This window comes from Enterococcus raffinosus (genome assembly GCF_018917525.1).
GTDB lineage: Bacteria > Bacillota > Bacilli > Lactobacillales > Enterococcaceae > Enterococcus_A > Enterococcus_A raffinosus_A.
Genome location: NZ_JAHLOS010000043.1, coordinates 23,338 through 36,717, shown reverse-complemented (window position 1 = coordinate 36,717; position 13,380 = coordinate 23,338). Strand labels below are relative to the sequence as shown.

The following is a 13,380-nucleotide window of genomic DNA, read 5'->3' as shown; positions in this document are numbered from 1 at the left end:
CAGGAGTCAATTCTAGAACATCACACAAGCACCAAGCAACTAAAGTGTTATTAAATTATCAAAGAACAAGAGAATAAAACTGGAGTGATTTATCACTCTAAAAAATATATTACGAGGAGCTGTCAAATGAAAAAGCCTAACTATTTGTTCATTATGCTGTTTCTAGTCGCTGGTATTTTTTGGGGAGCGGCAAGGGTAGAGGCGGCTCTTAGACCGCTAACAGATTTGGGATATTTTCATTGGGCCAATCAATCTGTAACGCCAGCAGAAAACACCTTCATCATGCACTACGGAGAAAATACAACTGTCGAGCCGCTTGAAGGAGACGTTTATTCTGATTATTTAACAGTTGATCGAAAAACGGATAAAAGCAAAGCATTAGTGAAAAATGTCGGTTTTTATGAAGGGAAAGAAGTAAGTCTATTAGTAACGTTGGAACGAAACAAAAGTAATCTGGATGGCGGGTCCATTAGCCTCACAAAAAGCTATTTTTTGGGGATTACGGTTAAAGGGGAAATGATCGTCACCTATGATTTTGTTGACGATACTGGTCAACCACTAGCGATAAAAACGTCATTTAATTACTATGGCTTAAATTCAAATAAATATATTGGTTATAAAAATCCAGGAATAGTAATTGATTCATTGTATGCAGAAAATCCAACACATATTCTATATGATACTTGGGATGGAGAAGGAGATGATCATTGGCTGTACTTGAACAATATTACTCCAGGGATTCCTTGGCGTGACTCACGTCAACGTTTTGAAATAACGACAAAGGCTGTTTCTAATGTCATGTTTGTAGTACACAATAACGATGTGACTCCTTCGTCTATTGTTTATTTTACAGATTTTTTAGCGAAACCTGAATTTCCGCCTGCTTATGCGGTCGATTCGAGTTTTGAGAATGCAAGTAGAGATGTTTGCTTAAAAGCTAAGCAGACGATTCCAAATGTGGATCAATGGCAGAAATCTACTCAAATGGCAATTAATGTCAACATGGAACAGGTGAATCGAACGCAACAATATACGTTCGATAAGGTAATTGTAACGAATTTCAATGGTGAAGATCTGACGGATTTATTTTCTAGTCAAGCAGATGATAAAAACGTGCAGATTGTGGCTAAGAACCCGTCGGACAGTCGTCTATACGATACAATCCTTCAATATAAAGTCTGTTTGAAGTGGATAGGAGCTAAAAATCCAGTAGATACTGCTATTGTTTCGGATGGAAAGTTACACTTGCCATTTAAGGTAGAAACGATTTTAGACGGAGATCATTTAGAAGAAAATGCTGCTTCATCCATTGTTAATTATCTTGGTAAAGAAACGACTGCTTTTTTAAATGAACAGGATACTCCGCTTCATGATTCAATAACAAAGGATGGAATTTTAACAACCTCTTTTGATCTATCTGATGATTATCCAGAAATACCTGGATATGAGCCGATTAAGGACGAGAAGCAAGACAAAGGGATTTTCTTGCCCGAGGAACAAACAATCATTCATCGTTATCGTGAAAAAAAGAAATTACAATTTGAATTAACCGATATGGAAAATCCGCTCTTCATTTCACGTTTTACGAATAAGCGAGAACTTGCTTTTGCATTCACTCATGATAAAACAACAAATATTTCGTTGATGGCCCAATGCGGAGCAGAAGAAAAGGAACTTAAAAAATACACAGCTGCACCTGAAAGTGTTGTTGATCGTCTGATGGTTAAGTTTCCTGAAAATTGGCTAGATCAAGAGGTTTTCTTCTATATAAAAGATGATAATAACCAAGAATCTGAAAAGGAAAGTAGGATTATCAAGAAAGAATCTAGTCCGAAGCTTATTATTCCTAATACGATTAGTTTCGGTGAAAATGAGATTCCAGCGATGGATAGGGTGATTTCTGCGACCACGAAGGAAGAGTTTGGGGTTGAGGATGAAAGCAAGTTGGATAAAAGTCACTGGAAAATTAAAGTAAAAGAAGAGCAGCCGTTAACAAATGAAAAAGGCCAAGTACTCGCTCAAAGATTAAGCTATAAAAACCAAAAGCAAGAGGTTCCAATTAACGGAGACAATCAACCGATTTCGGAAGGGAGCGGCAGCACGAAGGTCAATTTAGCGGCGCATCTGCAATTAGCAGTGCATCCCTCAGATACAGTCGGCAGCTACAATGGCGTATTGTGTTGGTCACTTGAGGATGTGCCTGAATAAATCGAAAATAACTGTAATATCAGTTTCTAGAGAACATAATGAAAAATTTATATGGGTGGCTTTAAGAGCAGGGATAAGAGAGTTTTAACATGAAAAAGTTTGAAGTAAAAAATAAAATCATCTTCAGGTTCAATAATTACTAGTCTCAGTTGAAAAAAATTGTTCGTTCGGGTTATATGGTGCTTTTTCTGATAAATCTTTGGAGTACTCGCGCTACATTTTTACTAACAATTGAGTGATCAAGTAACAGCAAGAAGGTATTGTTAGGAGGCAGACAATGGCTATAAATGATTCTACGAAAAAGATAAGTTATCAATTGTACACTCATTTGATTACCCGTGCTGATAAAAATAAAGGAATAAGAGATATTACCGATATTCTGCTACAAGTCTATACTACGATAGATTCTGCTAAATACCCAGAACTGCTGGAAAACAGGCTGGTGAATTTTATCTTGGTAGTTGCTGTAGACAGCCATGTGCGTTTTGACACACAGGAGACGAAGCTTATTTTAGAGTTAGAAAACATTGCTAAAACATTTGGATCTACTGTTAATTATCAGGCTGGGTGTGTTTCTAAGGTACAGTTCTATGAGTAGGTTTGAGTAAAAGTAAAATAGAGGCAAGCAAGGTGAGAAAAATCAAAATATTAATATTAACTTATAATATTTTAAATGAGTGCTCTATGCAGGAGAATTTACAAAAGTTCAACTATGAAGTTTTCGTATCAAAAACGATACTTGATGATATCTTACGTATGAATGTACAAGAAAGTATCCGTTTTTTTCAACTTGTCATACTGAGCGAATCTTTAACAAACAATGAAGTAGAAATGATTGTTCCTCAATTAAAAGAGAAACAAATTGTCGTTTTCAGAGAATATTTAAATGAACCGATAGACAATGAAAAAAGCACGATAAAGGATTTAGCAATTGATAAATGGATACCGAAAGATATCGGGATGGATCTTTTACGTGAATTGATAAGTGATTGTGCTGTTACTGTAAAGGAATATTTTGAAAAGACGCATGTCGATAGCTACGATTATGATCAATTATTCTTAGATTTCACGAAAAATCAACAAAAGTTTTTCCAGAAATTATATGGTGCACGCTCTTCAATTGTGTCCAGGGAGGAGTTATGCAGATATATATGGGAAAAAGAGCCATCAAACTCAAATTTAGTCCAGTTATCAGTTTTGTCCAAAGACCTCCGGCGTAAACTAATCAACAAAAGTTTTTCTGAAGATGTCTTGGAAACAGTATGGGGGGAAGGGCTATTATTTGAAAAATGAGTTTTATGATCTTTGTAGGAGCCACGATAAAAATCGTTCTGACTATCCTACTAAAAACAATACAGAATGCCAGGTTATTTGAGTTTAGATAAGCCGTTTGAAAAATATAAATCAGAAACACACTTGTGATCGTATGATTGATTCAGATGACAGGTGTGTTTCTTTATGTTTTTGCTTGCATTTATAAGGTACTTTTTAAATATGAGTCTTTTGCTTTAGTCAACAGAGAATGAATTCAATGATAATTTATTCATCAGACAGGTATATTATTTGAAATATATTAATGAAAACGGCAAACTAAAGGAAAGATTGAAAATATAGTTTGAGGATGAGGGAGGGCGACATTGTGAAGCCAAAAATTAGTCGAGACGAAGTGAAAAAAATGCTTGTCTCTGATTCTTATTATGAGAAAAAACACTATCCATTGAAATTTATACAGACAGTGATTGCCATTCTTGGTTGGCTTTGTGTAGCAGCTCCTTTTATTTGGGTATTACTGCCATTCATATCACCAGAGAATGCACGAGAGAATCATTTTCTAGTTTATAAGGAAGAATTGCAAACGTTAAAATTTCTGTTTATTTTCTTGAGTATTATGTTTGTGGTCATTGCTGTGATCTTTATCTTACTAACGATTTGGAATAATTATCGTTTTAAGAATCTTTTGCAAAAATCGGTCCAATATGATGAAGATCGCTTAAATGCAAGGCGGTTTGCTACTACTCGATAAAAGAAGAGCAGAATCTAGATACGGATTTTGTTCGAAACCTGTATAAGAAGGGCGGTGTCAAGCTATGATTACTTTCTTTCATACAGGGAATTATATAGTAGATGTCATTTTTACCTTGATGTTTTTGGTATTGATTACGTATCCGATTATTGGCGGCTTTTCTTGGTTCATTGGTGTTCTCTGTTACACTTTCTTATTCAAGTATCGTCAAAAAGAGTGGGATGAGATTCCCACAGAGATTGAACCGTTTATTACTATTATGGTTCCAGCACACAATGAAGAAATTGTGATTGAAAATACGATAGAGTATTTGATGACGAAAATAAATTATGATCATTATGAGGTATTGGTGACAGATGATGGCTCGACTGACAGCACGCCTGAAATTTTGGCCGAATTACAGAAAAAATATCCAAAATTACGAGTGATTCGAATCGAAAAAAATAAAGGGAAAGCCCATGCTTTCAATATCGGTCTAGGTTTCGCCAGAGGGGAATTGATTTTGAGCAATGACGCTGACACGGTTCCAGAGCCAGATTCCTTGAACATGTATGTGAACTATTTCCTTAGATCGGATTCGACGAATATTTCTGCGATTACAGCGAATATGGATGTACAGAATAGAAATAAGCTTATTGCAAAATCACAAACAGTCGAATTTTCTAGTATCGTGGGCATTATCAAGCGAACACAGATTGGCGTTTTAGGCAGTATCTATGCTTATAGCGGCGCGAATACGATGTATAGAAAAGACGCATTGATTGATGTCGGTCTATTTAGACAAGACAGAGCGACTGAGGATATCAGTATTGCTTGGGATCACCAAATGGATGGTTGGCTATCACTTTTTGCGCCGCAGATCATGTTTTTCATGGAGGTTCCAGAATCCTTGAAGATGTTATATCGTCAAAGGAAACGCTGGGCTAAAGGTGGAACAGAAGTCTGGTTAACTAATTTCAGAAAAGTGTTCTTGCATCCTTTAAAAAATCTTGGTCGAACAGTGATGTTTATTGACCAAACCTTTAGTATTATTTGGTCTTTCTTCTTTTGGATTTCTTCATTTGTATTTTTATGGAGTTTGGCAAGCTTTGCATTGAATGGAAATACTGAACGAATTTATCATATGTTTACGATGGCATTCCTCTTTGTCTGCTTTGAGATGATTTCAGGAACCTTCCAATTGGTGGCTTCTTTGATTGTGGATGATCGTGGTAGAAAGATCAGGTATTTACTATTCGCGCCGTTATATATGCTTTTTTATTGGATGATGAATGCCTTAACAATTGTAACGACATTCATTCCTGCGGTAAAAACAATCATGGGGTTAGGCTCCGGTACTTGGAAAAGTCCTGAAAGAAAAGGACCTCCACCTTCAAAAAATAATTCTGAAAAATAAACTTTGGTTAAAACGCGGCTGCTTTAGTGAGAGTGGCTGTATATAGGTTTATGACTATGCAAGATAGCATAGTTGTGAGCCTATTTTTGTATGCAACTATTAAATGGGGAGATCAGGGTGTAGTGATTTGATAGGGTGATTTTTTACGATTAAAGCAAATAGAAAAAACGATTTTCGTTATTTTATTCTGACGAAGACTAACCGAAGGAAAAGGTCGATAAACCTGCATGATGAATGTTTTATTGATATTCGTTTAAAATCAGTCTTTTCACTCAAAAATATGATTTATTTTTTTATATATTGTGATGTTGTAAGCAGATTATTGTTCATACAAAATTATTTGCGTTAAACTATTAAGTGAAAGTAAGGAGCGGAAAACGACACTACAGTTTTCCAATAAAAAGCAAATGGTTATTTTATCGTTTGCAAGGATAGTTTCTCTTTTTCAAAGAAAAGGTTGAAAATCTATTTCTTGCTGAACAGGAAAAGATGATTAATTAGCAAAAAGAATATCAAACAACAGGAGGAATTTATGATGGTAGAAAATTACGAAAACAAAAATTTTAATGGCGAGACTGTACCTGAACAAACACACACGAGTCAACTTGACACCAACAAGGATGCACAGGTCAAAGGTGAAACAAGCTATGACGATAAAGTGATCCAAAAAATTATTGCTAGTGCGATCGACAAAATTGATGGCTTACTAACAGTTAGCGGTGGTTTCTTCTCGAATGCCGCAGAGAAATTGGTTAACACTGAGAATGTTACAGCAGGAATTGAGACAGAAGTTGGCAAAGAACAAGTAGCTGTTGATATGGATGTTGTGGTCGAATACGGAAAAGACATTACAGAAGTTGTTGATCAAATTAGACAAGTTACACACGACGAAGTTGAAAAAATGACGCATTTAGATGTTATTGAAGTAAATATTCATGTTGTGGATATCAAAACACAGGAAGAATTTGAACAGGACAGCGAAACGGTGCAAGACAAAGTCACAAGTGCAGCGAAAACAACTGGTGAGTTTGCTTCAAAGCAAACAGATAAAGCTAAAGCTGCGGTCAACCAAGGGACAGAAAAGGCACAAGAAAAATTTGCAGACAACCAAGATACACAAGTAAAATAATTAGACAATAGGAGGAAGTTATCATGGGTTTATTATGGTCATTAATTATAGGAGCAGTCATCGGTGCAATCGCTGGTGCAATCACAGGTAAGGGCAACAGCATGGGCTGGATAGCGAATATCGTTGCCGGTTTAGTCGGTTCTGCTCTAGGACAAGCGTTATTAGGTTCTTGGGGACCATCATTAGCTGGTATGGCACTCGTTCCATCAATTATTGGTGCAATCATCTTAGTTTTGATTGTTTCATTTTTCTTAGGCCGCTCGAAACAATAGGAGGCCCGCGATGTTAGTAATTGTAGATATGCAGAATCGAATTTTGGATCCAACTGATGAAAATTATGTTCAGGATGCAAATCCGCTTGTTCCTAAAATACTGCATCGTTTAGAAAAGGCTCGTAAGTCTGGGGAGATGGTTCTTTTTACTAGAGACATTCCCATCGAGCATAAGGATGAATCAGAAGAGTTGGACGGACTACAAATAATTAAGAATCTAACTCCCTTACCGGAAGAATACGTGATTAAAAAAAATTATTATGCATTACCACCGGAAGCACTGATCAAAGTTCGAGAATTGACAGAAAAACGAGAACACGAAAAAAATCACATCGAAGTTGTTGGTGTGGAGCTGAACTTATGTGTGTTGGCGAATACTTTAGCTTTACAGGGAGCTCTTCCTGAAGCGGATTTTTATATCAATTCAGAGCTAGTTGCTGGAAATCAATTGAACGATGAAACATTGAGTTTGCTGAAGAAATTTAATATTGAGATAAAATAGCAGGTAACGCTAGTGTGATATCGAGATTTTTGCTCAAATTTAGATATGATTTTGAAATAAAATTGGTGATCTATTTGACTCTTATCAAAAATAAGAGCGAATAAATCACTAATTTTTTTTGCTTAATTTGAGAAAGAAATTAATTTTCAGTTTGTTTTTGTCTGCTTTATTGTTTAAATCAGCGAAGTAAAAGGGCTATTTAATAGGATCACTTTTATTTAAAAAAAGAATTTTGAAGTGAAATAAAAACAAGCAAAACATCTTTAGGGTTGAACTTTGCTTTTTAGGTGTTCTTTTTTATATCTTTATAGTCAATTTTGAGAGAACAAGCATAATTACATCTGTAATTTTAAAAACTTAAAAAAACACCTATAAACGAAAACGTTTGTTTTTTTTAATTCTCAACTACGAAAGAAAAAAACTCTATTTGTGCTTTTAGCGTTATACTTTTATCAAATAATAAAGCGTATACATGGCTGGAGGGAGCCCATACAAATGAAAACGATGAAACAGGAAAAACCGCTATTACCGAGAACTTTGTTTGGAGTGAAAAGAACCACGCTTGAGGCGAAAATTACTAGCTATTTCGAGTTTTCTCAAGATGTTACCACATTTATTAAGTACCTTGTAGTGGTCATGGTACGAAATTCGCTTGTTGTTAGTGACTTTTCTTTTCTTTGCCAAGAATTGGTTTGTGAGGTGTTCCTAACAGCAGAGCCTAGTGATGCGCTGCGTGAATACTGCGCGTATTTTAAAGATTATTTCAAAAACAGTGGAGATTGGGACAAGGTCATTCGCCGTTTGTTTGTTGACAAAAAGGAATACTATCGATTAACCGAGGAAGCTCGTTCCTATAAAAAACGTTTAGATGCTCCCGGAATAGAAAAACCGCAGAATCCAGAGCTGGCTCTTCGGCTCGTTTCTACCTTTGAAGATGCGTCAGGCAAGAAGCACGCGCTGACGATTGCTGATGCAGACGAAACACGCTCAAGAGTGGAAACTTCTGAAATTCTGGAAATCCTTACGACTGTGGAACTCTTTGAGACAGATGCTGGTGTAAGACGGTTTGTAAAATTTGTCCAAGCGAAGCGCCCAGGAGTAAAAGATACTTTTGTGGAAGAGGAAGTATCGGTTGAGGAACAAGTAGAGGAACAAGTAGAACAACAAGACGCTCTACAAGTAGCGTCCGTCCAAAATTCAGAAGCGCCAGAAGTAAAGACAATCGAGATTGTTGTTCCAGCAGGTGTTGATCTGAGTACATTGGATGATCAAGAGTTACTGACATTGGTTCGTGTAGGACATCCCGATGTGGTCAGTTTGGAAAATGTTCGGGTAGCGTTTACTGAAGAAGAGCCGGATGAACCGACAGCGGATGAACTTGAAATGCAAGACCCTATTCTCGATCTCGAACTTATGAGCGCCCAGACGTCACAAACCTTGTTAAAAGACAGAGCTACGCCGAAAACCGCAACCGACGTTTCTGATCCGCCAACCGCAAAACCGCAGAAGCCTAAAAAGACGAAACTGCTGACACCTAAAGGTGCTTATGTTCGGAATTTGATTGAGAATGGGCCTCAGAAAAAAGGCAGTTGGAAAAAGAAGGGGGATAGTGCTAAGAAGAAAAGAAAATGACGACAGTGAGTGCAGTCGTTCGAACTTCAGACATATCTGATACAATAGAAGATCAGAGGAAAAAGTTGTTCCACGGAAATTATCAGGCTGATCGAGTGCTCTGAATAGAGATACGTCTGTGAGACTCAATTTCTTAACTAAATCGAGTAAACTACAGAAGTTCAGTTGAGAATATCTCGGACATCAATTATGGTAGAGTAAATCGGGATAATGAAAGCGATTAATATGCGTTGGAATAGTTTTCTCTATTATTTATATAAATCACGCCGCGAAGAAAGAAAACAGGAGCTAGATAAGTGAAAATAAAATATTTGAAAAGAAAACAGTCTTTTGGTGAGTATCAGGCGAGGAGGATTGTTTGGATACACACCTTGAAGGGTGAATTGTTACTCAAATCTGAAATTATAGATAAAGCCGGAAATCTACTCTACCGGATAACGGAATTACCAGAAAGTGATTATTATGAGATATCCGATAATGTTCTGACTTTAGAAGAAATGAAGGATATCGCAGATCTTTTACGTCAAAGCGACCTTGATAAGAACTGGCAAGAGGAAATAGATTTCGATGATGAAGAAGACCTTGCTTTTGTTTTAGGTTCTTTTGGTGAAGATGTCGCCACTCGTGATTCGTTAATACGAAAAAGCCGAAAGACCGACGACGTGATTGTTGAATATATTTTTGATTCCAGTAAGGAAATAGGGGACGAAGAGGTCTTTGAAACGGTCCATTTTAAGCCGGAAGCAACAGAAGATCTTCTAATTGAGGATTATTTATTGCCCATGCTTTTAGAACGAGAGGAACTGGATGCAATTCGTGTAAAAATTGCAAGAGCCGGTGTAGTTAATTGCTATTTAGTGACGATACTGGAGGAAAAATGACATTCTAAGGGCAATATAAACGAATAATTTGTTAATCAATAACTAAAAAGCGATTCTACTTAACAAACATAAAGTAGATTCGCTTTTTTGTGGTTTACGGATTATCTGACAATATCCCATTTTCGATCCAACCATTTTTTCGTTTGAAGTCGGTAAGATTTTGCTGGAAATCCTGCGCATATAATAGCGAGAAAAGTGTATCTAAAATATACTCAAAAGCTACCTGAGAAGAAAAGGTACTGACTTTAACATAGTCCATTTCCTCTTGGGTGAAGACAATTGACTGGGCTTCCAGAGGAATCAGATTTGATTGACTGTTACCCGTTAGTAGGATCGCAGGAATATTTTCGTTTATAAAGTGCTTCATCATTCGTTCGTATTGCGGCACGCGTGCACGATAGGTAATAAAAATCGCGCAGTCATTACTGGTTAGGCTTGCGGCATTCCAATCCTCGTCTGCGTATTCATCTGCAATAATCAAGAATTTGTTGATCTTCACCAGCTTGTTTTGAAAGCTGCGGGCCCGAATCTGAGAATCTCCTTGAGCAAATAGAAAGATTCGTTCGGCCTTAGCCAACAGCTCAGCTGCGTCATCAAGGACTTGATCATCTAATTGGGCATAGGTGCGTTGGACCGTGTTGATGGTCAAATCGGCAATTTTTTTAGCGATTTCTTTGGTTGAGTCTTGTGGTAAAAACGGGAAATTGGCATCGACAGGATTCGATCGATAAATGTCACTGTGGGCAATCTCAGAAACCGCCACTCGAAAATCGCGAAAGCCGTCAAACCCCATTTTTTGAGCTAAGCGAATCACTGATGAATGGGAGGTATAGGTATTTTTTGCGAGATCTGCGACGTTGATTGCTGGAATTGTTGTTAAATTCTGTAAGATATAATCAGCGATCCGTTTTTCCGTATTGGTCAGATCCTTTTGCATTCGTAATTTATCGATTAATAACATTCCATCACCTTTTCATTGAGGTTAACTACCATCCTCTCTATCATAACGCAAGTTCATCGATTTCAGAAGAAGCGGCCTCATTTTGAAGCCTTTTTTGGATAAAATGTTCAGAATTTATGCGTATGCAAACGAAAGCTTGGATAAAACGACCTGTTTTACTGAATCCTCTTTTCAGGAGGAGTCGTTCTTATATAATAAAGTTATCAAAAGAAATCTGGAGGAATGTATTCATGTTAACTATCGCATATATCGGAAACGGTAAAAGCACCAATCGCTATCACTTACCATTTTCAACCAAATTAACTGACAAAATCAAGGTCAAAACCATCTATTCACCTAGCGGGCGCATTACCTGGGAGAAAAATCCTGGCACAAATTATACATCAGACATCAACGATATTTATAACGATCCAGAAATTCAATTAGTTGTCGTAACGACACCAAGTCCGTTGCATTTCAAATTAGGCAAAGAAGTCTTGGAGCACGGGAAAAATGTTCTGATCGAAAAGCCTTTTACTGAAACCTCTGAGGAAGCCAAGGAATTATTCCGTTTAGCCGATGAAAAAGGCTTATTCATTCAATGCTATCAAAACCGTCGCTACGATTCAGACTTTTTAACGGTACAAAAAGTGATCGAAAGCGGTGTGTTGGGAGATTTATTGGAAGTTGAGATGCACTATGATTATTTCCGTCCAGAGGTTCCTGAAAGTGTCGAGCATTTTTCAATCGGAACAAGCTATCTATACGGACATGCTTGCCACACATTGGATCAAGTAATCTCTTATTTTGGCCGCCCAGATGATGTACATTATGAAGTCCGTCAGCTTTTAGGCGATGATCGAATGAATGATTACTTTGATCTGGATCTGTTTTACGGCCGGATGAAGGTTTCGGTGAAATCCAGCTATTTCCGTTTGAAGGAACGTCCGAGCTTTGTGGTTTATGGGAAAAAAGGGGTTTTTGTTAAGGAAACAAAAGATCGTCAAGAAGAGCATCTGAAAATGTTTTATATGCCTGAAAATGAAGATTTCGGGATTGATTTGCCGGAGCATTATGGTACGCTGACTTATATGGATGACGAAGGCGTGTTTCATGAAGAAAAGGTTGTTTCAGAAATCGGTGATTACAGTCGTGTCTACGAAGATATCTATGAAACATTGATTAATGGCAAACCTAAAGCCATCAAAGATGAAGAAACGCTGCTGCAAATCGAAATGCTGGAAAAAGGCATCCAACAAATCTCAAAATAGCAGAGAAAGAGGGAGTAGCAATGAAATTAGCCATTTTTGGTTCTGGCAAAATTGTTCAAGAATTTTTAGCAATCACAAAGGATTTACTGGAGATTCAATTGAAAGCTATCATGGGCACAAAACGAAGTCAGGAAAAAACGGAGAAAATTCAAGCAGAATACAAAATCGAAGCCTCCTACACGGATATTGATGAGTGTTTAAAAAGTGATGCCTTTGATACGGTTTACGTAGCAGTACCGAATCACCTGCACTACAGCTTCGCAAAAAAAGCACTGGAAGCTGGTAAGCACGTGATTTGCGAGAAGCCATTTACGTTGAAGGCAGCTGAATTATTGGATTTAGAACAGCTAGCACTGGCAAAAGATCTGGTATTAGTGGAGGCTATTACGAATCAATATTTGAAAAATTTCCAAGGGATTAAAGAAGCTGTTAAAAAGATTGGCACCTTGAAAATCATTGAATGCAACTACTCACAATACTCTTCCCGCTATGATGCGTTTAAGGAAGGAACGATTTTGCCCGCTTTTAATCCAAAAATGGGCGGTGGAGCGTTGATGGATATCAATATCTACAACATTCATTTAGTTGTTGGTTTATTAGGAAAACCAGAACGAGTACAGTACTATGCTAACATTGAACGGGATATCGACACGTCAGGTATGCTGCTGCTGGATTATGGCGATGTAAAGGTTGTTTGTATCGGCGCCAAAGATTCTGAAGCCACAATTCGTTCGACGATTCAAGGAACAGAAGGATCAGTGATCGTCAATGGTCCAACCAACACCTTGGATAGCTACAGCACACAACCATTGGCTGGCGATATCGAAACCTTCGATCACAAGGATCATCCCCATCGAATGTTTGATGAATTCAAGCTATTCAATCAGGTGATTGAAGATAAGGATATGACGTTTGTTAAAAAGCAGCTGGACCATAGCAAGATCGTTATGGAGATCGTCGAAGCAGCGATTAAGGATGCGGGAATTGTTTTGGGATAGTTAGTTAAAATAAGTAAAAACGGCGCGGACTTTGTAAACGAAAAGTCTGTGCTGTTTTTTCTTAATGTCTGAAAGATCTTTGTATGATCAGAAAAAAAGCTTGCCTTAAAGTGCACTTTAACAAGTAA

Annotated in this window: 13 protein-coding genes; 12 read left to right on the top strand and 1 reads right to left on the bottom strand. The window is 37.3% G+C overall.

Going from position 1 to position 13,380, the window contains the following annotated elements; all coding sequences use genetic code 11:
- Nucleotides 1-126: 126 nt before the first annotated feature.
- The 10 genes from KQI58_RS19125 to KQI58_RS19080 all read left to right on the top strand — a co-directional run bounded on the left by KQI58_RS19125 (nucleotide 127) and on the right by KQI58_RS19080 (nucleotide 10,043).
- Entirely contained in the window at nucleotides 127-2,208 is a 2,082-nt protein-coding gene (locus KQI58_RS19125; protein WP_216410570.1) for a MucBP domain-containing protein, read from the top strand.
- 277 nt (nucleotides 2,209-2,485) lie between these two features.
- Nucleotides 2,486-2,806 carry a bacteriocin immunity protein gene (locus tag KQI58_RS19120; RefSeq protein ID WP_216410569.1) on the top strand — a complete coding sequence of 107 codons (321 nt, stop codon included), beginning with the start codon at nucleotides 2,486-2,488 and terminating at the stop codon, nucleotides 2,804-2,806.
- 32 nt (nucleotides 2,807-2,838) lie between these two features.
- Nucleotides 2,839-3,501 (top strand): helix-turn-helix domain-containing protein, encoded by a 663-nt coding sequence (locus tag KQI58_RS23220; protein ID WP_367397954.1) that lies wholly within the window; start codon nucleotides 2,839-2,841, stop codon nucleotides 3,499-3,501.
- Between the two features lie 346 nt (nucleotides 3,502-3,847).
- Nucleotides 3,848-4,231, top strand: a complete 384-nt coding sequence (locus KQI58_RS19110; RefSeq protein ID WP_253296033.1) for a cell division protein — start codon at nucleotides 3,848-3,850, stop codon at nucleotides 4,229-4,231.
- 64 nt (nucleotides 4,232-4,295) lie between these two features.
- Nucleotides 4,296-5,627: a glycosyltransferase family 2 protein gene (locus KQI58_RS19105; protein ID WP_216410568.1), complete on the top strand. Its 1,332-nt coding sequence runs from the start codon at nucleotides 4,296-4,298 to the stop codon at nucleotides 5,625-5,627.
- A 535-nt stretch (nucleotides 5,628-6,162) separates the two neighbouring features.
- Entirely contained in the window at nucleotides 6,163-6,756 is a 594-nt protein-coding gene (locus KQI58_RS19100; RefSeq protein WP_216410567.1) for an Asp23/Gls24 family envelope stress response protein, read from the top strand.
- Between the two features lie 23 nt (nucleotides 6,757-6,779).
- The gene (locus KQI58_RS19095) at nucleotides 6,780-7,028 is read left to right on the top strand and encodes a GlsB/YeaQ/YmgE family stress response membrane protein (protein WP_048720002.1); all 249 of its coding nucleotides are present in this window, start codon (nucleotides 6,780-6,782) and stop codon (nucleotides 7,026-7,028) included.
- A 10-nt stretch (nucleotides 7,029-7,038) separates the two neighbouring features.
- Nucleotides 7,039-7,530 (top strand): isochorismatase family cysteine hydrolase, encoded by a 492-nt coding sequence (locus KQI58_RS19090; RefSeq protein ID WP_216410566.1) that lies wholly within the window; start codon nucleotides 7,039-7,041, stop codon nucleotides 7,528-7,530.
- A gap of 495 nt (nucleotides 7,531-8,025) precedes the next feature.
- Nucleotides 8,026-9,162: a hypothetical protein gene (locus tag KQI58_RS19085; protein WP_216410565.1), complete on the top strand. Its 1,137-nt coding sequence runs from the start codon at nucleotides 8,026-8,028 to the stop codon at nucleotides 9,160-9,162.
- A gap of 296 nt (nucleotides 9,163-9,458) precedes the next feature.
- Nucleotides 9,459-10,043 carry a hypothetical protein gene (locus KQI58_RS19080; protein WP_216410564.1) on the top strand — a complete coding sequence of 195 codons (585 nt, stop codon included), beginning with the start codon at nucleotides 9,459-9,461 and terminating at the stop codon, nucleotides 10,041-10,043.
- Nucleotides 10,044-10,137: 94 nt separating this feature from the next.
- Here KQI58_RS19080 and KQI58_RS19075 read toward each other — a convergent pair whose 3' ends face one another.
- Nucleotides 10,138-11,004 carry a MurR/RpiR family transcriptional regulator gene (locus KQI58_RS19075; protein WP_216410563.1) on the bottom strand — a complete coding sequence of 289 codons (867 nt, stop codon included), beginning with the start codon at nucleotides 11,002-11,004 and terminating at the stop codon, nucleotides 10,138-10,140.
- 230 nt (nucleotides 11,005-11,234) lie between these two features.
- On the opposite strand from KQI58_RS19075, the gene KQI58_RS19070 reads away from it, so the two are divergent.
- Nucleotides 11,235-12,254, top strand: a complete 1,020-nt coding sequence (locus KQI58_RS19070) for a Gfo/Idh/MocA family oxidoreductase (protein ID WP_216410562.1) — start codon at nucleotides 11,235-11,237, stop codon at nucleotides 12,252-12,254.
- Nucleotides 12,255-12,274: 20 nt separating this feature from the next.
- Nucleotides 12,275-13,252 carry a Gfo/Idh/MocA family protein gene (locus KQI58_RS19065; protein ID WP_216410561.1) on the top strand — a complete coding sequence of 326 codons (978 nt, stop codon included), beginning with the start codon at nucleotides 12,275-12,277 and terminating at the stop codon, nucleotides 13,250-13,252.
- Nucleotides 13,253-13,380: the final 128 nt, after the last annotated feature.